This window comes from Pseudooceanicola sp. NS-SX9, from assembly GCF_057380705.1.
Genome location: NZ_JBXXRN010000003.1, coordinates 140,560 through 158,303 on the forward strand (window position 1 = coordinate 140,560; position 17,744 = coordinate 158,303).

At 68.6% G+C, this 17,744-nt stretch carries 17 protein-coding genes; 13 read left to right on the forward strand and 4 right to left on the reverse strand.

Features of this window, described 5'->3' with window-relative positions; genetic code table 11:
* Positions 1–8 precede the first annotated feature (8 nt).
* A complete protein-coding gene (locus AC2ITM_RS19215) occupies positions 9–740 on the forward strand; it encodes a sulfate/molybdate ABC transporter ATP-binding protein (protein WP_486470034.1) in 732 nt (243 codons plus the stop codon).
* 31 nt (positions 741–771) lie between these two features.
* Here AC2ITM_RS19215 and AC2ITM_RS19220 read toward each other — a convergent pair whose 3' ends face one another.
* Together AC2ITM_RS19220 and AC2ITM_RS19225 are read right to left on the reverse strand one after the other, a co-directional pair.
* On the reverse strand, positions 772–1,890 hold the full coding sequence (locus AC2ITM_RS19220; RefSeq protein WP_486470035.1) for an iron-containing alcohol dehydrogenase: 1,119 nt from the start codon (positions 1,888–1,890) through the stop codon (positions 772–774).
* Positions 1,891–2,099: 209 nt separating this feature from the next.
* Positions 2,100–2,936 carry an IclR family transcriptional regulator gene (locus tag AC2ITM_RS19225; protein ID WP_486470036.1) on the reverse strand — a complete coding sequence of 279 codons (837 nt, stop codon included), beginning with the start codon at positions 2,934–2,936 and terminating at the stop codon, positions 2,100–2,102.
* Between the two features lie 476 nt (positions 2,937–3,412).
* Between AC2ITM_RS19225 and AC2ITM_RS19230 the strand changes: the two genes are divergently transcribed.
* The 7 genes from AC2ITM_RS19230 (at position 3,413) to pdxA (ending at position 11,103) form a co-directional block, all read left to right on the forward strand.
* On the forward strand, positions 3,413–4,417 hold the full coding sequence (locus AC2ITM_RS19230; protein ID WP_486470037.1) for a TAXI family TRAP transporter solute-binding subunit: 1,005 nt from the start codon (positions 3,413–3,415) through the stop codon (positions 4,415–4,417).
* Between the two features lie 147 nt (positions 4,418–4,564).
* The gene (locus AC2ITM_RS19235) at positions 4,565–6,529 is read left to right on the forward strand and encodes a TRAP transporter permease (protein WP_486470038.1); all 1,965 of its coding nucleotides are present in this window, start codon (positions 4,565–4,567) and stop codon (positions 6,527–6,529) included.
* A 54-nt stretch (positions 6,530–6,583) separates the two neighbouring features.
* On the forward strand, positions 6,584–7,750 hold the full coding sequence (locus AC2ITM_RS19240; RefSeq protein ID WP_486470039.1) for a sialidase family protein: 1,167 nt from the start codon (positions 6,584–6,586) through the stop codon (positions 7,748–7,750).
* A complete protein-coding gene (locus AC2ITM_RS19245; RefSeq protein ID WP_486470040.1) occupies positions 7,738–8,484 on the forward strand; it encodes a fumarylacetoacetate hydrolase family protein in 747 nt (248 codons plus the stop codon). Before AC2ITM_RS19240 ends, AC2ITM_RS19245 begins: the two co-directional genes overlap by 13 nt.
* Positions 8,477–9,178, forward strand: coding sequence for an SDR family NAD(P)-dependent oxidoreductase (locus AC2ITM_RS19250; RefSeq protein WP_486470041.1), 702 nt, complete (start codon positions 8,477–8,479; stop codon positions 9,176–9,178). Before AC2ITM_RS19245 ends, AC2ITM_RS19250 begins: the two co-directional genes overlap by 8 nt.
* A gap of 32 nt (positions 9,179–9,210) precedes the next feature.
* Entirely contained in the window at positions 9,211–10,104 is an 894-nt protein-coding gene (locus tag AC2ITM_RS19255; RefSeq protein WP_486470042.1) for a dihydrodipicolinate synthase family protein, read from the forward strand.
* Positions 10,105–10,134: 30 nt separating this feature from the next.
* Entirely contained in the window at positions 10,135–11,103 is a 969-nt protein-coding gene (gene pdxA / locus AC2ITM_RS19260; protein WP_486470043.1) for a 4-hydroxythreonine-4-phosphate dehydrogenase PdxA, read from the forward strand.
* A gap of 5 nt (positions 11,104–11,108) precedes the next feature.
* Here the strand turns inward: pdxA and AC2ITM_RS19265 are convergent, their stop codons facing one another.
* Both AC2ITM_RS19265 and AC2ITM_RS19270 read right to left on the reverse strand, forming a co-directional pair.
* Positions 11,109–11,831 carry a FadR/GntR family transcriptional regulator gene (locus AC2ITM_RS19265; RefSeq protein ID WP_486469772.1) on the reverse strand — a complete coding sequence of 241 codons (723 nt, stop codon included), beginning with the start codon at positions 11,829–11,831 and terminating at the stop codon, positions 11,109–11,111.
* Complete coding sequence (locus AC2ITM_RS19270; protein WP_486469773.1) at positions 11,831–12,859, reverse strand: four-carbon acid sugar kinase family protein; 1,029 nt, start codon at positions 12,857–12,859, stop codon at positions 11,831–11,833. Before AC2ITM_RS19270 ends, AC2ITM_RS19265 begins: the two co-directional genes overlap by 1 nt.
* A gap of 188 nt (positions 12,860–13,047) precedes the next feature.
* On the opposite strand from AC2ITM_RS19270, the gene AC2ITM_RS19275 reads away from it, so the two are divergent.
* The 5 genes from AC2ITM_RS19275 to AC2ITM_RS19295 are packed head-to-tail and all read left to right on the forward strand — an operon-like array spanning position 13,048 to position 17,696.
* A complete protein-coding gene (locus tag AC2ITM_RS19275) occupies positions 13,048–13,872 on the forward strand; it encodes a class I fructose-bisphosphate aldolase (RefSeq protein ID WP_486469774.1) in 825 nt (274 codons plus the stop codon).
* Positions 13,873–13,876: 4 nt separating this feature from the next.
* Complete coding sequence (locus tag AC2ITM_RS19280) at positions 13,877–15,022, forward strand: Gfo/Idh/MocA family protein (protein ID WP_486469775.1); 1,146 nt, start codon at positions 13,877–13,879, stop codon at positions 15,020–15,022.
* A complete protein-coding gene (locus AC2ITM_RS19285; RefSeq protein WP_486469776.1) occupies positions 15,019–15,678 on the forward strand; it encodes a D-lyxose/D-mannose family sugar isomerase in 660 nt (219 codons plus the stop codon). The genes AC2ITM_RS19280 and AC2ITM_RS19285 overlap by 4 nt, the downstream gene beginning before the upstream one ends.
* Positions 15,675–16,685: a carbohydrate kinase family protein gene (locus AC2ITM_RS19290; protein WP_486469777.1), complete on the forward strand. Its 1,011-nt coding sequence runs from the start codon at positions 15,675–15,677 to the stop codon at positions 16,683–16,685. Before AC2ITM_RS19285 ends, AC2ITM_RS19290 begins: the two co-directional genes overlap by 4 nt.
* A 36-nt stretch (positions 16,686–16,721) precedes the next feature.
* The gene (locus AC2ITM_RS19295; RefSeq protein WP_486469778.1) at positions 16,722–17,696 is read left to right on the forward strand and encodes a substrate-binding domain-containing protein; all 975 of its coding nucleotides are present in this window, start codon (positions 16,722–16,724) and stop codon (positions 17,694–17,696) included.
* Positions 17,697–17,744 lie beyond the last annotated feature (48 nt).

The following is a 17,744-nucleotide window of genomic DNA, read 5'->3' on the forward strand; positions in this document are numbered from 1 at the left end:
AGACCCCCATGCATATCGACATCGACGACATCGCGAAATCCTTCGGCGGCACGCAGGCGCTGTCGCCCGTCTCGCTCTCGGTTCCTTCGGGGGCGATGGTGGCGCTGCTGGGCCCGTCGGGATCCGGCAAGACGACGCTGCTGCGCATCATCGCGGGGCTGGAACAGCCCAGTTCAGGGCGGGTGCTGCTGGATGGCCAGGATGCCACCGGGCGCCCCGTCCAGCACCGCGGCGCGGGCTTCGTGTTCCAAAGCTACGCGCTGTTCCGCCACATGAGCGTGTTCGAGAACATCGCCTACGGCCTGCGCGCCCGCCCCCGCGCGACCCGCCCCGCGCCCCCCGAGATCGCCCGCCGCGTCGGCAAGTTGCTGGAGCTGATCCGCCTGCCCGACATCGCCGGGCGCTATCCGGCGCAGCTGTCGGGCGGGCAGCGCCAGCGGGTGGCGCTGGCGCGCGCCCTCGCGACCGAGCCGCGGATGCTGCTGCTGGACGAACCCTTCGGCGCCCTTGACGCCCAGGTCCGCAAGGAGCTGCGCGCCGGCCTGCGCGAGATCCACGATGCCACCGGCCTGACCACGATCTTCGTCACCCATGACCAGCACGAGGCCCTGAGCCTCGCGGACCGGGTGGTGGTCATGTCGATGGGCCGGATCGAGCAGATCGGCGCCCCGGCCGAACTGCGCGCCCGCCCCGCCACGCCCTTTGTCGCGGGCTTTCTGGAGGCGGGCGCCATGGGCTGATGCCCTGCGCGGCGAGGCCTACCAGCCCCCCCTACCAGGCACGGTGATAAAGCGCCTCGATCTCCGCGACCGATAGATCGACCGGGTTCCAGTCCAGCAGGCGGCGGATGCCATGGGCCTCGGCCGCCATCGCGGCCAGGTCGTTTTCGGGGACGCCATGGGCGCGCAGGCGCATATCCAGCCCCAGCCCTTCGCAGAAGGCACGCGCGCCGGCCTCGACCGTGGCGGGGCTGCTGCCGTCAAAGCCCAGGGCCGCGGCGATGCGGGCGGTCTTTTCCGGCACCGCCGGCTGGTTCACCGCCAGAACATGCGGGAAGATCAGCGCATTGGCGATGCCATGGGCCAGCTTGTGCCGGGTGCCCAGCGGATAGGACAGCGCATGTCCCGCCGTGGTGTTGACCGGCCCCAGGCAGACGCCGCCGTAGAAGGCCGCCAGCGCCAGACCGGCGCGCGCCTCGGCATCGCTGCCGTCCTCCACGGCGCGTTTCAGGAAGCGCCCGACCAGTTCGACCCCCTGCAGCGCATAGGCGTCGATCACCGGATGAGAGCGTTTCGACGTATAGGCCTCGGTGCAATGGGCCATGGCATCGACGCCGGTGGCGGCGGTGACGAAGCGCGGCACCGACATGGTCAGATCCGGGTCGATGATCGCCAGATCCGCCAGCATGTGCACGGATTCCGTGGCCACCTTGTTCAGCGTTTCGGGATCGGTGACCAGCGCGCGGGTGCCGACCTCGGAGCCCGTCCCGGCGGTGGTGGGGATCTGCACCAGACCCCGGCTGCGCCGCGGCGCCCGCTGCGGCCCGGAAATGTCCGACAGCTGCAGGTCGGTTCCCGCCATCACCGCCACCAGCTTGGCCAGATCCATCGCCGAGCCGCCGCCGAAACCGATCACCAGATCGGCCTCGCCCGCGGCGGCGACCGCCTGCATCAGGTTGGGGATGTCGGGTTCGGGCACCACCTGGCCGAAACAGGGAACGGCCCCCAGCCCCAGCAGATCCAGCCGCGCGGCATTGACGGCATCGGCCACCACGAAGGGACGGCTGTAGCCCTGGGCACGCACCCAGTCAGCCAGCGTCGCAAGCGTTCCGCTGCCAAAGCGCAGAACGGGGGGGCGCTGCATCTCCAGCGCATGGGTCAGATCGGTCATCCGGAATACTCCCTGCCAGGCAGGCCCGCTGGAGGGCGGTGAGGCACCCGAAGATGCCCGGGCCGGTTTCGCCGTGACTATGGCCGCCTGGGGCAGGCCCTGTCAATTGGTAAAACAACTTTGCCTGATTTCGTGGAATCCCCTCCGTTTCCAGCTGAATCAGCCGGATGCCGGGGGCCATCATTTTACCAATCTGGATATTGGTAAGATCATTCCGCACGGCGCAGGGGAATCGCCCCGCCCGACATGCGCAGCCCCTCTGACAGCTCCCGCGTCACCTCCAGCACCCGGGGCACGGCCTTTTCCAGGAACCCTTCCAACGTCCAGCGCTCTGCCCCCACCGTCGCCGAGACCGCCGCGACCGCCTGCCCCCGCGCGTCAAAGACCGGTGCCGCGACGGTGCGAAGGCCATAGGCGTTCTCGCCATCCGATACCGCCCAGCCACGGGCGCGGATCTCTGACAGGCGCGCCAGCAGGGCGTCGATATCGGTCACCGTGCGTTCCGACAGCTTGATGCGGTCGCTCATCTCAAGGGTGCGGCGCTGGATGTCCTCGGGCTCAAAGGCCAGGATCGCCTGGCCAAGGGCTGCGGCGTAGATGCCGGTGCGCACGCCAATGCGCCGCTCCAGCAGGCGCCCGCCCATATCACCCTGCACGCGCTCCATGTAGACCACATCGGCGCCATCCAGCATCCCCAGCGACGCCGCATCCGCCACGTCCTCCAGCAGGCCGATCAGCAGCGGCCGCGACAGGTCCCGCAACGAAAAATGCGACAGCGTGGTAAAGCCCAGCTCCAGACATTTCAGCGTCAGCCGAAAGCGGCGGGTCTTTGGCACTGGCGCAATATAGCCCTCTTCGCGCAGGGTGTGCAGCAGCCGGTAGGCGGTGCCACGGTCCAGCCCGGTGCGCTGCGCCACCTCGGAAATCGACAGTTCGAACTGGTCGGGGGTGAAACTGCGCAGCACGTTGAAGGCCTTCACCACCGACTGGACCGAGTTCTTCGGGTTCTCGGGCTTGCTGGCGCGCTTGGAATCAGGGGTCGTCATCGGGGCCTCGCATTCGTTCGGATTGCGAACATTTGATGGCAAAGGCTGAGGCTTGGCAAGCCCGTTCCCCGGCCCCCGGCAAAATCGCTTGTCCGGCCTGTGCGACGGCGGCGGCCCTTCCCGTGGTCAGAAAGAGCGAATACCCGTCAAATTTTCCAGTGACTTGCCGCATCTGCATCAGGCTTGGGGCGGGCCCTGCCTGCCTGCCCGTTGACCGTCCCCAAGCGGCCGTGGCGGTGAAACTTTGCTTGACGCATCCGGATCACTGTGCTTCCCATTGATCATTATAAGATCAAACGTTCGCTATCCGATCAAATTGAGATCGGGCGAACCGGCAGATCGGCGGGAGGACCCCGGCCGGCCCCGACTGGAGGGCGGGTCGACCGGGATCGCCGATCTTCCCAACCGGGGAGGGCGCGCAGCGACGCCCACCCTTTACCGGGGCCGCCCACGGCCCCAGCAGTGGAGGAGCACTGATGACCACCAAGACCCTGACCCGCACCCTTGTCGCCGCCGGCCTCGGCCTGGCGCTGAGCGGCACCGCGGCCCTGGCGGCCCAGACCGTCAAGATCGGCGCCCAGGAACCGGGCGGCAGCTTTTACACCTATGCGGCGACGTTCTCGAAGCTGCTGGATGACAACAAGGCCGCCAACATGAAGGCCGAGATCATTCCCCGCGGCGGCGCCTTCGGCAACCCGACCGCCGTGGATCGCGGCATGGCCGATTTCGGCTTTACCACCTCGAACACCGCGGTCTGGGCCAAGGACGGCCTGGAAGCGGTCTACAAGGGCAAGAAGGCCGACAACATCCGCCAGGTCACCAGCCGGATGCAGACCGCCTATACCCTGGTCATCGCGCGCAAGAAATTCGTCGACGAACACAACATCAAGACCGTCGCCGACCTGTTCAAGGCGGGTGTCGATCCCAAGATCGGCCTGAAACCCACCGGCAGCCAGGTGCCGATCATCGCTGACTTCCTGTTCCAGGCCGAAGGCACCAGCCTGGAGGACCTGCGCAAGAAGGGCGAGATCACCCAGGCGTCCTCGGGGCAGCTCAGCTCGATGCTGACCGACGGGCGTATCGACGTCTATATCGAGAACGCCCCCGCCGGACAGGCGACCGTGACCGAGATGACGCTGACCAACGACATGGTCTTCGTGCCCTTCACCCAGGCCGACATGGAGGCGCTGGCCAAGCAAGGCATGCCCGAAGGCACCATGCCCGCGAACAGCTTCCGCGGCCAGGACGCGCCCTATGTCACCCCGGTCAGCTACACCATGCTGATCGCCGGCAAGGACGTGCCCGATGACGAGGTCTACAATTTCCTGAAGACCCTCGTCGACAACAAGACCTACATCGGCGAGACCCACGCCCCCCTGGCGGCCTGGGATCCGAAAGAGGGCTGCCACGTCGATGCGGGCTCGCCGCCGCTGCACCCCGGCGCCAAGCGCCTGTGCGAGGAGCTGGGCGCGATCAACTGATCCCGCCTGCCTGACGGCCCCTTCCCCCCGGGGCCGCCTATGGCGCGCGCGTCCATCCCGCGCGCGCCCCCCGCCTCGCGCCGCACGGTCCGGCGCGCCGGACGCGGCCTGCGTCCCGATCCAGATCACAGCTCAAGGGGTCTTCCGATGATCACCTATCCCAAGTTCCATCGCCTGCTGCTGGTGGCGCTGTCACTGCTGTACTTCGCCTTCCTGCTCAAGCAGTTCTTCTGGCCCGATCCGCCGATGCTGGCGATCCCGGTGCATGTGTTCTCGGCCATGGCGCTGACGGTGATGCTGATGCCGATCCGCCCTGCCGGAACCACGGCACGCAACCTGGTGCGCGGGCTGGAAATCGTCATGGTGGTGGCCTGCCTGCTGATGGCCGCGCATTACGTGGTGAACCTTGACCGGATGCAGACCCGCCTGCCCTACCTTGACGAGGTGTTCGCCGTCGACAAGCTGGTCTTCGTGCTGGGCACGGTGATCCTTTTCGAATGCGTCCGCCGCTCGGTCGGCTGGAGCCTGCTGATCATGATCGCGGTCTTCCTGGCCTATGCCGCCTTCGGCTATCTGGTGCCGGGTCCGCTGGGCTTTTCCGGCTTCAACCTGTCGGAACTGACCGACATCATGAGCATGAACACCGACGGGCTGTTCGGCGTGACCTCCTCGACCTCGATCAACTTCGTCTTCTATTTCATCATGTTCGGCGCGATCTTCGCGGCGACAGGGGGCGGGCAGCTGTTCATCGACATCGCGATGATGGCGGCGGGCCGGCTGACCGGGGGGGCGGCGAAATCGGCGCTGATCGGGTCGGCGCTGTTCGGCACGATCTCGGGCTCGGCTGTGTCGAACGTGGCGGCGGTGGGGGTGCTGACGATCCCGCTGATGCGCCGCGCGGGCTATACCGGCGAAGAGGCCGCCGCGACCGAGGCCATCGGATCGACCGGCGGCCAGCTGATGCCGCCCGTCATGGGGATCGCGGCCTTTGTGATGGCCGACCTGATGGGCATCCCCTACACGCGCATCGCGCTGGCGGGCATCATCCCGGCGCTGGCGTTCTACGGCGCGCTGTTCCTGATCGTCGACCTGCGGGCGCGCAAGACCGGCGCGGGATCGGTGCAGATCGACACCCGCAAGATGATCGCGCCCCTGCGCCCGCGCCTGCACCTGCTGGTGGGGCCGCTGCTGCTGCTGTTCATGCTGTTCGCGGGCTTCTCGGCGCCGTTCTCGGCCTTCTATGCCTCGCTCGCGGCGCTGGTCGCACCGCTTTTGCGCAAGACCACGCGCTATTCCCTGCGCAAGCTCTACGAGATCGCGCTGGAAGTGCCCCAGCAGATGGCCATCCTGTCGATCCCCCTTTGCGCCATCGGCATCATCATGGCCTCGGCCACGCAATCGAACCTGGCGCTGAAATTCGTCACCGGGCTGACGGTGCTGGGCGGCGGCAACCTGTATCTGTCGCTGATCCTGATCGTCATCGGCTGCCTGATCATGGGCATGGGCCTGCCGACGGTCGCGGCCTATATCATCGGCTCGGTCATGTTCGTGCCGGCGCTTGTCGACATGGGCATCGACCGGCTGGCGGCGAACTTCTTCGTGATGTTCTTCTGCGTGCTCTCGATGGTGACGCCACCGGTGGCGCTGGCCTCGTTCGCGGCCTCAGGGGTGGCGCAGTCCAATACCATGAAGACCGCGATGCTGGCCACCGGCATGGGCGCCGTCAGCTTCCTGATCCCCTTCGGCTTCGTCAACGACCCGGTGATCCTGTGGAGCGGCCCGCTCTCGCATATCCTGCTGGCCTTCTTCGGCATGATGTGCGCCACCGCCGCCTGGGCTGCCTTCATCCAGGCCTACATGCACCAGAACCTGGCGCTGCCCGAACGGCTGATCTTCCTTGGCATCTGCCTGGGCATCGTCCTGTTCAAGAGCCTGACACCGGTGTGGATCCTGCTGCTGGTGGCGTTCTGGGCCATGATGGTGTGGTGCTTCGTGATCCGCGCCCGGATCTTTGGCGACAATTCCAGGGCCAAGCAGGGCCAGACCGCCCGGATGGAGGTCGACGACCTTCTGCGCCAGCGCGCCCAGGCCGCCGCCCTGCACGGCGAATGATGACCCTCCCCGGGGGGCCATCACCGGCCCCCCGCGCCTTCCAGAGGACCTGAGATGACCCAAGACACCGACCTGAGCCTGCCCCATGACGGCCGCCTGCGCCCCCACCCCGATCTGAGCGGCGCGAGCACGGCCCTGATCCCCTCGGACTGCGTGCAGAACCATGCCGCCAACCTGATGCAACTGCCCGGCGGCGACATCGCCTGCACCTGGTTCGGCGGCACCCAGGAAGGCATTGCCGATATCTCGATCTGGTTCTCGCGGCTGGGCAAGGACGGCTGGGGCCCGGCGCAGAAGCTGTCGGATGACCCCACCCGGTCCGAGCAGAACCCGATCCTGTTTCCCGCCCCCGACGGCCGGCTGTGGCTGATCTGGACGGCGCAGTTCAGCGGCCGTCAGGACACCTCGCTGGTGCGTTACCGGATCTCGGACGACAACGGCGCCAGCTGGGGCCCCATCGCCGAGCTGCTGGAGGACCCCGGCACCTTCGTGCGCCAGCCGGTGATCGTGCGCGAGGACGGCGCCTGGCTGCTGCCGGTCTTCCTGTGCCGCACCGAACCCGGCATCGCCTGGGTCGGCAACGACGACACCGCCGCCGTCAAGATCAGCCAGGACCAGGGCCAAAGCTGGCGCCATGTCGATGTGCCCGACAGCCTGGGCGCGGTGCACATGAACATCGTGGCCCTGGGCGGGGCGCGCTATGCTGCGTTCTTCCGCTCTCGCTGGGCGGATCACGTGCGGGTCAGCTATTCCGAGGACGGAGGCGAAAGCTGGTCTGCGGTGCGCGATCTGGACCTGCCCAACAACAATTCCTCGATCCAGGTGACGGCGCTGCGCGACGGGCGGCTGGCGATGGTGATGAACTGGTCAAGCCGGGAAAACGCCGCCGAACGCCGCCTGTCGCTTTATGACGAGATCGAGGATGACGAGGCCGGTGTCTCGGTCGATCCGACCACGATCACCGACCGGCCGACGGCCTTCTGGGGGGCGCCGCGGGCGCCGATGACGCTGGTGATCTCCTCCGATCAGGGGAAAAGCTGGCCGGTGTGGCTGGATCTGGAGCTGGGCGACGGCTTCTGCCTGTCGAACAATTCGAAGGACTCGCTGAACCGGGAACTGTCCTATCCCTCCATCATCGAGGCCGAGGATGGCCGCCTGCACGTCGCCTACACCTGGTTCCGCCGCGCCATCAAGCATCTGAGCCTGCCATGCCCGAAGTGACCCTTGCCGCCCTGCTGCTGCAGGCCCGCGACGGCACGCCCGTGCCGCCCGCCCTCTGGCCCGCCACCGCCGCCGAAGCCGAGGCCGTGCAATGGCAACAGGTGGCGCAGCGGGGCCTTGGCGGCTTCAAGGTGGCGCGGGTTGGCGATGGCCCGGGCAGCTGGGGCGCGATCCTTGCGGACGACGTCCATGCCGCCCCCGCCTGCATTCCCACCGACACCCCCCTGCGCGCCGAAGTCGAGGTGGGTTTCCTGCTGGGCCGCGACCTGCCCGCGGGCATGACGCACAGCCGCCGCGACATCATCGACGCCCTCGCCGGCGCCTTCCTCGCGGTCGAGCTTCTGGCCCGCCGTCTGGCGCCTTCGCAGGCGCCGCATCTGGCGCTGGCCGACCGGCTGGGCAATCACGCGATGATCCACGGGGCCCTGCAGCCCGCCGATGCCTTCCTGCGCGATACCCCCTGCGACGCCCGACTGACCATCGACGGCCAGAACGTGGTGAACGGCCCCCTGCCGCATCCCTCGGGTCGCGATCCGCTGGCGCCGCTGGTCTGGCTGGTGGGCCATCTGGGGGCGCAGGGCCACGGGCTGCGCGCGGGGACAAGGATCATCACCGGCGCCTTCGGCGGCGCCCATGACGCCCCCCCCGGCGCCCGGATCGAGGCCGCCATCGCGGGCCTTGGCCAGCTGCAGCTGGATCTGGGCACCCCCTCGCGGGAGCGCGCCCATGGCTGAGCGTCGCCCCGTCACCCTGCCCGGACGGGTGCTGCTGACCGGCGTCAGCTCGGGCATCGGGGCGGCCACCGCGCTGCACCTGCTGGAGGCGGGCTGGCATGTCACCGGCCTCAGCCGCCGGGCGCCCGAACTGGCGCATGAGCGGCTGGACTGGCACGGCGTCGACATCGCGAACGAGGCCGCGCTGGCGCAGGTGCTGGACACCCTCGCCCCCGTCGATGCCATCGTCCATGCGGCAGGCATCCTGCGCCCCGGCACGATCGAGACGCTGGACCGGCGCGATGGCTGGCAGATGTGGCGCCTGCATGTCGATGCCGCGACCCAGATCGTCGCGCATCTGGCCCCCACCCTGCCTGCGGGCGGGCGCGTCGTTCTGGTGGGCAGCCGCACCGCCGCCGGATCCCCCGGTCGCAGCCAGTATGCCGCCGGAAAGGCCGCGCTTTTGGCCATGGCGCGCTCCTGGGCGGCGGAACTGGTGCAGGACCGGATCTGCGTCAACGTGGTGGCGCCCGGTGCCACCGATACCCCCATGCTCTCGGCGCCCGAACGCGCCGGGCTTGCCCCGAAAACGCCGCCCATGGGCCGGTTCGTCGACCCGCGCGAGGTCGCGCGGACCATCGGCTTCCTGCTCTCGGATGCGGTGCCCAGCCTGACCGGCCAGCAGATCACGCTCTGCGCCGGTGCCTCTCTCTGAGCCCTCCCGCCCTGACCTTAAGGAGTATCCTCATGCGTAATGCCCATGTCGCCCTGGTGACCTGCTTCAACGAGGACGAGACCGTCAACTATGCCGCCACCCGCGCCCAGGCCCGCCGCCAGGTCGAGGCCGGGAACGACCTGATGGTCTGCGGCACCAACGGCGATTTCACCGCCCTGACCCAGGCCGAAAAGATCCGCCTGTGCGAAGAGGTCATGGACGAGGCCGCAGGCCGCGTGAAGGTGATCGCCAATATCGGCTGCCCCGCCACCTTCGAAACCCTGCAACTGGCGCGCGCCGTCGACGGGCTGGGGCTGCATGGCATCGCCGTCGTCACCCCCTATTTCATCGCCTGCACCCAGGACGGGCTGATCCGCCATTTCAGCACCGTCGCGGATGCGCTGACCACCCCCGTCTACCTTTACGACATCCCCGCCCGCACTCAGAACCATATCGAGCCCGCCACCTGCGAGACCCTGGCCCGCCATGGCAACATCGCCGGGATCAAGGATTCCGGCGGCGCCATGGAAACCGTGCTGGACTACCTTGAGGTCGCCCGCCGCGTCCCCGGTTTCGAGGTCTACTGCGCCCCCGATCACCTGGTCCTGTGGGGCCTGCAGCAGGGCTGCGCCGGGGTGGTCTCGGGGCTGGGCAATGTCGCGCCGCAGCTGCTGGCCGCGATCATCAAGGGCTTCAACAGCGGCGATCTGGCGGCGGCGGAAGAGGCACAGAAGGCCTTTGCCGGGCTGCGGGGCGATCTTTACGCCCTGGGCTTCCCGCCGGCGCTGGTCAAGCGCGCGCTTTACATGAACGATCCCTCGGTCGGGCTGTCGCGCCAGCCCGCGCTGCTGCCCACCCCCGAGCAGGACCGGGCGGTGAAAGAGATCCTCGCCCTGCGCGGGCTGCTGGAATATGCGGGCCTGTAAGCGCCCCCGACGGACAGAAGGAACCAGATGATGACCGACCAACCGATCCTGATCACCATGGGCGACCCCTCGGGCGTGGGCGCCGAAGTGACCGTCAAGGCCATGGCCACCCTCACCCCCGAGGCCCGCGCGCGCTATGCGGTGGTGGGCGATCCCGACACACTGGCGCGCGCCTGCCGGGCCTGCGACGTCACGCTGGCGTTCTCGGACGGGCCGTCGAACGATGCGCTGCAGGTGATCGACGTGCCGGTGCCGGGCCTGCCGGGCCGGTTTGGCGAACTGTCGGATGCCTGCGGCGAAGCCAGCTTTCGCTACATCGAACGCGCCGTGGCGCTGTGCCTTGAGGGGCGCGCCAAGGGTATCGTGACCGCCCCCATCAACAAGGCCGCGCTGAATTCCGCGGGGCACCATTATGACGGGCACACCGGGATGCTGGCGCATCTGACGGGCTCGAAAAGCTCGTGGATGCTGCTGGCGTCGCCGACGCTGAATGTGCTGCATGTCTCGACCCATGTGTCGCTGAAGACCGCCATCGACCGCGCCACCCCCGAGCGCGTGCTGGAGACCATCCGCGTGGGCCATCGCCACCTGAAGCGGATGGGGATCGAAAATCCCCGCATCGCGGTCGCGGGCATCAACCCCCATTGCGGCGAGGGCGGCCTGTTCGGGTCCGAGGACGATCTGCAGATCGCCCCCGCCGTCGCCATGGCAAAGGCCGAGGGGCTGAACGTGCAGGGGCCGATCCCGCCCGACACCGTCTATGCCCGCGCCAATGGTGGCGCCTTCGATCTGGTGATCGCCCAGTACCATGATCAGGGCCATATCCCGATCAAGCTGATCGCCTTCGACACCGCGGTGAACTGTTCGCTGGGGCTGCCGATCGACCGCTGTTCCGTCGATCACGGCACCGCCTTCGACATCGCGGGCACCGGCCGCGCGAACCATGTCAACATGCTGGCGGCAATGGATTACGCGGGCCTTCTGGCCGCCGGCCGCTGAGGCCGCTACCGGGGGCCGGGCAGCGCCAGATCCAGCAGCCCGTCCCCGAACAACCGGCCCCGCGCGCCCTGCAGATGGGCGCGCATCCGGGCGCCGGCGCGCGCGCCATCGCCCTCGCGGATCGCCTGCAGGATCTGGCGGTGTTCCTCCAGCACATGGGCCAGTGCGCGCGCGCCATCGGTCATCAGCGCATCGCCATGCAGCGCCATGCCGACATGGACATGATCGCGCAGCGCGTTCAGCGAGGCCTCGAAATAGGGGTTGTTGGCCGCCCGGGCGATCTGCAGGTGAAAGGCGAAATCGGCGTCCTCGGAATGCTGGCGGTTGCCGGTGGCGGCCTGCATCTGCGCTAGCGCGTCCTCCAGCGCGGCAAGGCTTGCGGCATTGCGGCGGGTGGCGGCGGCTTCGGCGGCGGCGCCCTCGATCGCCAGACGGAATTCGTAGCAGCGCTGGATGTCGGCCAGGGTCTCGATCCGGGCAAAGCCCACGGGGCCGCCCGAGGCGGCACGGACGAAATTCCCCGCCCCCTGACGCGCCTGGATCAGCCCCTCGGCGCGCAGCCGCTCCAGCGCGCTGCGCAGCACCGGCCGCGAGACGCCGAATTCCTGCGCCAGCCGGGTTTCCGGCGGCAGCCGCTGATCTGTGCGGTATTCGCCGCTGGCGATGCGGCTGAAGATCGCGTTGTAGACGCCTTCGGCCAGCGGGCGCCGGGGCCGGTCGCCCGCCATCAGGCGACCAGCCGCGCAGCCAGCGTGTGCAGCGTGTCGGGCGCGCCGAAGCCGCCTGATTTCGTCACCAGCATCAGCCCCTCGGGGCCGTTCAGCGCGCGAGAGACCGGCAGCCCGGGCAGCGCCTCGCCCAGGACCTCGACCATGGAACAGCCCAGCTGCGCCAGGATCGCGCCGCCGGTTTCGCCGCCGCAGGCCAGAAGGGTGCGCGGCGCCGTGGCGCGGATCCGCTGCGCGACCGAGGCCGCAAAGGCCCGCGCCGCCTGATCGCCCGCGACCTCGGGCAGGCCGGGGGTCATCTGGATCACCTCGGCCGGGACAAGGGGGGCATCGGGCAGCATGTCCAGCGCCCCGTTCGGCGCCAGCAGCGGCGCAAAGCCCTGCAACTGCGCCATGGTGATCGGATCGCGCGACCCGATGGCGAAGATCGCCGGGCCCGGCAGCGCGGGCGCAGGCGCGGGCGCGGTTTCCGCCAGCCGGCAGGCCAGCGCCAGCGACAGCCCCGCCGCCCCCACAAACAGCATCCCCGGCGCCGCCTGTGCCACCCGCGCGCTCAGCTGCGTCTGGGTTTCCGCATCCGGCGTCTCGGCCCCCGGCAGCGGCACCGCATCGGCCACCGAGCGCGGCTGCGCCACGCCCGTGCCCTGCAACAGGCCATCCTTGACGATCCGCCCCATGTCCGGGATCGCCGGACACAGCAACATCGGCTGATCCGGGCGCCGCATCGCCAGCGTTTCCGCCACCGGATGGCCCTTCAGACGGCTGTCGATCTTCTTCATCCAGAAGGCCCCCGCGGTCGAGGGATGCGCCGCCAGCACATCGGCCACGGCCCGGACCCGGGCGGCGGCCTCGGCTTCAGGGATCTCGCGCGAGCCGGTCGAGACCGCCAGCACATCCGCGCCCTGGTCCAGCGCCTCCGCCAGCCGCTCGGGCGCCAGCACGCACAGCGTCCGCAGCCCGCGCGCCGCGAACATCACCGAGGAATCGAGGGCGCCGGTCAGGTCATCGGCAATCAGCACGGCTTTCATCTGGGGATCCTTGCATGAAGACGCGATGATTTTACCAATCCAGATTGGTAAGACAAGTGAATTGAACAAATGCCGGAAACAGAATGTGGAAACGTTTCCATTTTTCCTTTTGACACGCCACGCACTGCCCGCCTAGCAATGTAGAAACGTTTCCACACCGTTTCAGGAAACGTCAGGAGGAGAAAATCATGAAAGCTGCGCGGATGAACCGCCTGTTTGCCCCGTCGGGCAACTGCTTTGACGTGGCCATCGACCATGGCATGTTCAACGAGGAAAGCTTCCTCGGCGGGATCGAGGACATGCATTCGGCCATCGACATCGTGGCCAGGGCCGCCCCCGATGCGATCCAGCTGCCGCCCGGCACCGCGCCGATCCTGCAGGCCCGCCCCGGCAAGGACCGCCCCGCGCTGGTGCTGCGCACCGACATCGCCAATGTCTACGGCACGCCGCTGCCCGACGTGCTGTTCTCGGAGGTGATCGACAAGCCGGTGGAACAGGCCGTGCGCCTCGATGCCGCCTGCGTCGTCGTCAACCTGCTGATGCTGCCCGGCGAACCCGAGGTCTACCGCGCCTGCATCCGCAACATCAACGCGCTGAAACATGTCTGCGACCAGGCCTCGATGCCGCTGATGGTGGAACCGCTGGTGATGCAGGACAATGCCAAGGGCGGCTACATGGTCGACGGCGACCTGTCGAAGATCATCCCCCTGGTCCGTCAGGCGGTGGAACTGGGCGCCGACATCATCAAGGCCGACCCCTGCACCGATCCGAGCGAATACCATCGCGTCATCCAGATCGCCCAGGGCATCCCGGTGCTGGTGCGCGGCGGCGGCAAGGTCTCGGACCGGGAAATCCTGTCGCGGACGCGGGTGCTGATGGATCAGGGCGCGCGCGGCATCGTCTATGGCCGCAACGTCATCCACCATGCCAACCCCGGCGCCATCACCCGCGCCCTGATGGCCATCGTCCACGACAATGCCAGCGTCGAAGACGCCCTGGCGATGGTGGAATGACGCCATGAAGACGATCCGTTTCGGCATCATCGGCTGCGGCCTCATGGGGCGGGAATTCGCCTCGGCGGCAGCGCGCTGGATGCACCTGTCCGACAGCCGCGCCCGGCCCCAGATCGTCGCCGTCTGCGACACCAACGAAAGCCTGCTGGGCTGGTACCGCGACAATCTGGGCACCGTCACGCAATGCACCACCGACTACCGAGAGTTGCTGGCCAACCCCGAGGTCGATGCCGTCTACTGCGCGGTGCCGCATGTGCTGCACGAGGACCTCTATCCGCAGATCCTGGCGGCGGGAAAGCACCTGCTGGGCGAAAAGCCCTTCGGCATGGACCGCGCGCAGAACGACGCCATCCTGAAGGCCATCGCCGCGCGCCCCGACCTGCTGGTGCGCTGCTCGTCCGAGATGCCCTTCTATCCCGGCGCGCAGAAGGTCATCGACTTTGTGCGCTCGGGCGCAACGGGCCCCCTGCTGGAGGTCGAATCCGCCTTCCTGCACAGCTCGGACATCAATCCCGACAAGCCGATCAACTGGAAACGGATGGTGGGCGTCAACGGCGCATATGGCTGCATGGGCGATCTGGGGATGCATGTCTGCCACGTGCCGCTGCGGCTGGGCTGGCGTCCGGCCTCGGTGCAGGCAAGCCTCGTGAAGCGCGTCACCACCCGCCCCGATGCCACCGGCGCCCGCGTCCCCTGCGAGACCTGGGACAATGCCACCATCACCGGCATGGTCGAGGACGAGGGCGGCCGCTTCCCGCTGGTGATGAAGACCTGGCGCATCGCGCCGGGCGAAAGCAACACCTGGTCGCTGAAGGTGCTGGGGATGCAGGGCTCGGCCTTCTTCAGCACCAAGAACCCCCGGCAGTGGCAGTTCATGCGCTACACCCCCGGCGGCAGCCAGTGCTGGCAGGTCGAGGATCTGGGCTATACCCCGCTGTTCCCCACCATCACCGGCGGCATCTTCGAATTCGGCTTCACCGATGCGATCCAGCAGATGTGGGCGGCCTTCGTCGATGAACTGGCAGGCGGCGATGCCCGCGGTTTCACCTGTGCCACCCCGCAGGAGGCCGCCCAGCATCACGCGCTGATGACCGCCGCGCTGCAATCGGGTCAGGAGGGCACGGTGGTTCCCGTCGCCTATCCCGCATGAAGCGCTCGCAGATCAACGCGGCCGTCACCCGCGCCGAGGCGATGATCGCCCGGCACGGCTGGGCGCTGCCCGACTGGGCCGGCTGGCGGGCCGAGGATCACCGCGCCCGCCCGGCCCTGGCCGGATGGCTGGCCGAGCGCCAGCTGGGCTGGGACGTGACCGACTTTGGCGCGGGGGATTTCCCGCGCCGGGGCCTGACGCTGCTGTGCCTGCGCAACGGCAAGCCCGGCACCCCCGGCGAACGGCCCTATGCGGAAAAGCTGCTGTTCGTCGATCCCGATCAGGAAACCCCCTTCCACGCCCACAAGATGAAGCTGGAGGACATCATCGTCCGGGGCGGCGGCACGCTGTGCCTGGAATTCACCGATCAGGGCCATGTGGGCGATGATCCGTTACCCGATCACGTCCGCATCGACGGCGCCCCGCATCCGCTTCTGGGGCAGGTCCACCGCCTGCACGCCGGGCAAAGCATCACCGTGCCGCGCGGCGTCCAGCACCGCTTCTGGGGCGAGGGCGCGCCGGTCTTCGTGGCCGAGGTCAGCCAGAGCAATGACGACATGGGCGACAACTACTTCCTCGAGGCGCCCGACCGCTTTGCCGCCATCGAGGAGGACGAACCGCCCCACCGCCTGCTGTGGAACGAGGTCCGGCCATGACGGCGCGCCGTGGCATTGCCTGTGCGGGGAACTGGATCCTCGACATCGTGCACGACATCCCCGCCTGGCCCGCGAAATCCGATCTGGTGCGGATTTCCCGGCAGACAGCGGGTCTGGGCGGGGGGGCGGCCAATGTCTCGGCCGACCTCAGGGCGATGGGGGTCGATTATCCGGTGGTGCCGCTGGGCGCCATCGGCGACGACGGCCATGGCCGCACGATCCTGGATCTGTGCCACCGCGCCGGTCTGGCGACGCAGGGGCTGGTGCGGGTGCCGGGGCGGGCCTCGGGGCATACCCATGTGATGAACGTGCCGGGCGACAGCCGGACGTTCTTTTACGAACCCGGCGCCAATGACGGCTTTGGCCCCGGGGATGTCGATCTGGCGGCGCTGGCGGCGCAGCGGCTGCGGATCTTCTATCTGGGCTACCTGAACCTGCTGCCGGGGCTGGACCGGATGGGGCCCGCGGGGCGGCCGCTGGCCCATGACCTGCTGACGGGCGCCCGGGCGGCCGGAATGCTGTGCTGCGTCGATCTTGTCTCGTCCAGCGCGCCGGATTACCGCGCCGTCGTGCTGGGCACGCTGCCGGCCATCGACGTGCTGCTGCTGAACGAGGTCGAGGCCGCCCGCGCCACCGGCCAGCCGCCCATCGCGCCCGACGATGCAGCGGGGCTGGAACGCGCGGCCCGCGCCATGGCTGCAGGCGGCGTGCGCCGCGCCGTGGTGCTGCACACGACAGATCTGGTGCTGTGGCTTGAGGGCGGCCAGTGCCAGCACTGGCCCGTTGCCCGGGTCGATCCCGCCTGCATCGTCAGCCCCGTGGGCGCGGGCGATGCCTTTGCCGCCGGTGTCCTGCACGGGCTGCACGAAGATTTCCCCGCCGCCGATTGCGTGCGGCTGGGATGTGCCGTGGCGGCACAGTCGCTTGGAGGAGCGACCGCCACGGATGCGATCCCCGATCTGGGGACGCTTGGCCGGATGCTTCCGTTCCTGGAGGCCCGGGCCTGAACCACCAACGGTTCGATCAAGGGGGAGGAGAACCCGATGACCACCACCATCACCCGCCGCGCGGGTCTGGGCCTTGCGGCCCTTCTGGGCGTATCGCTGCTGTCCGGCCCGGCGCTGGCGCAGGAACAGCCCGTCATTGCCAGCATCGTCTTCATGGGCGACCAGTTCATGACTTCGCTGCAAAAGGGCATCCGCACCACCGCCGGCGCCAATGACGCCAAGGTGCTGGAACTGAACGTCGACGGCGATCTGGCACGCGAAGCCCAGAGTATCGACACCTATATTTCCCGCGGCGTCGACGCCATCGTCATCGCGCCGCTGTCGGCCAAGAACTCGGAACCGGCGCTGAAACGCGCCAAGGCCGCGGGCATCAAGATCGTGGCGCTGAACGGCGGGCTTGCCGATCCCGGCATCGCGGATGCGACCTTCAGCACCGAAAGCCACGACCTGGGCGCCTCGACCGGCACGGCGGCGGGCCAGTTCATCAACGAGAAACTGGGCGGCAAGGCCACCGTCGGCATCCTGGCCTTCCAGTCGCTGCTGCCCGAACAATCCGACGCCCGCACCGGTGGCTTCAGGCAGGCCGCCGCCGCCACCGGCGCCCAGTTGGACGTGGTCAGCGCCCAGGATGCCTGGCTGCCCGAAAAGGCCGTGCAGGTCGCCACCGACATGCTGACCGCCAACCCCGGCATCAACGTGATCTTTGCCGCCAACGAAGGCGGCACCGTCGGCGCCATGCAGGCGGTGCGCAATGCCGGCAAGGCGGGCAAGGTCTTTGTCTTCGGCATCGACGGCTCGGAACAGCTGGCGCGCGGGCTGATGTCTTCGGATGACGTGCTGCAGGCCACCACCGCCCAGGACGGCCCCACCATGGGCACCGAAGGCGCGCAGGCGGCGCTGGACCTGCTGGCCGGCAAGCCGGTGCAGGAACAGAACACCGTGCCCGCCATCCTGCTGCAACGCGGCGACAAGGACGGCATCCTGTCCTACGTCGCCACGCTCAGGAACTGAGCCCCCCTTACCGCTGTCCCCGTCCGGGTGCGCCCTGCGCCCGGGCGG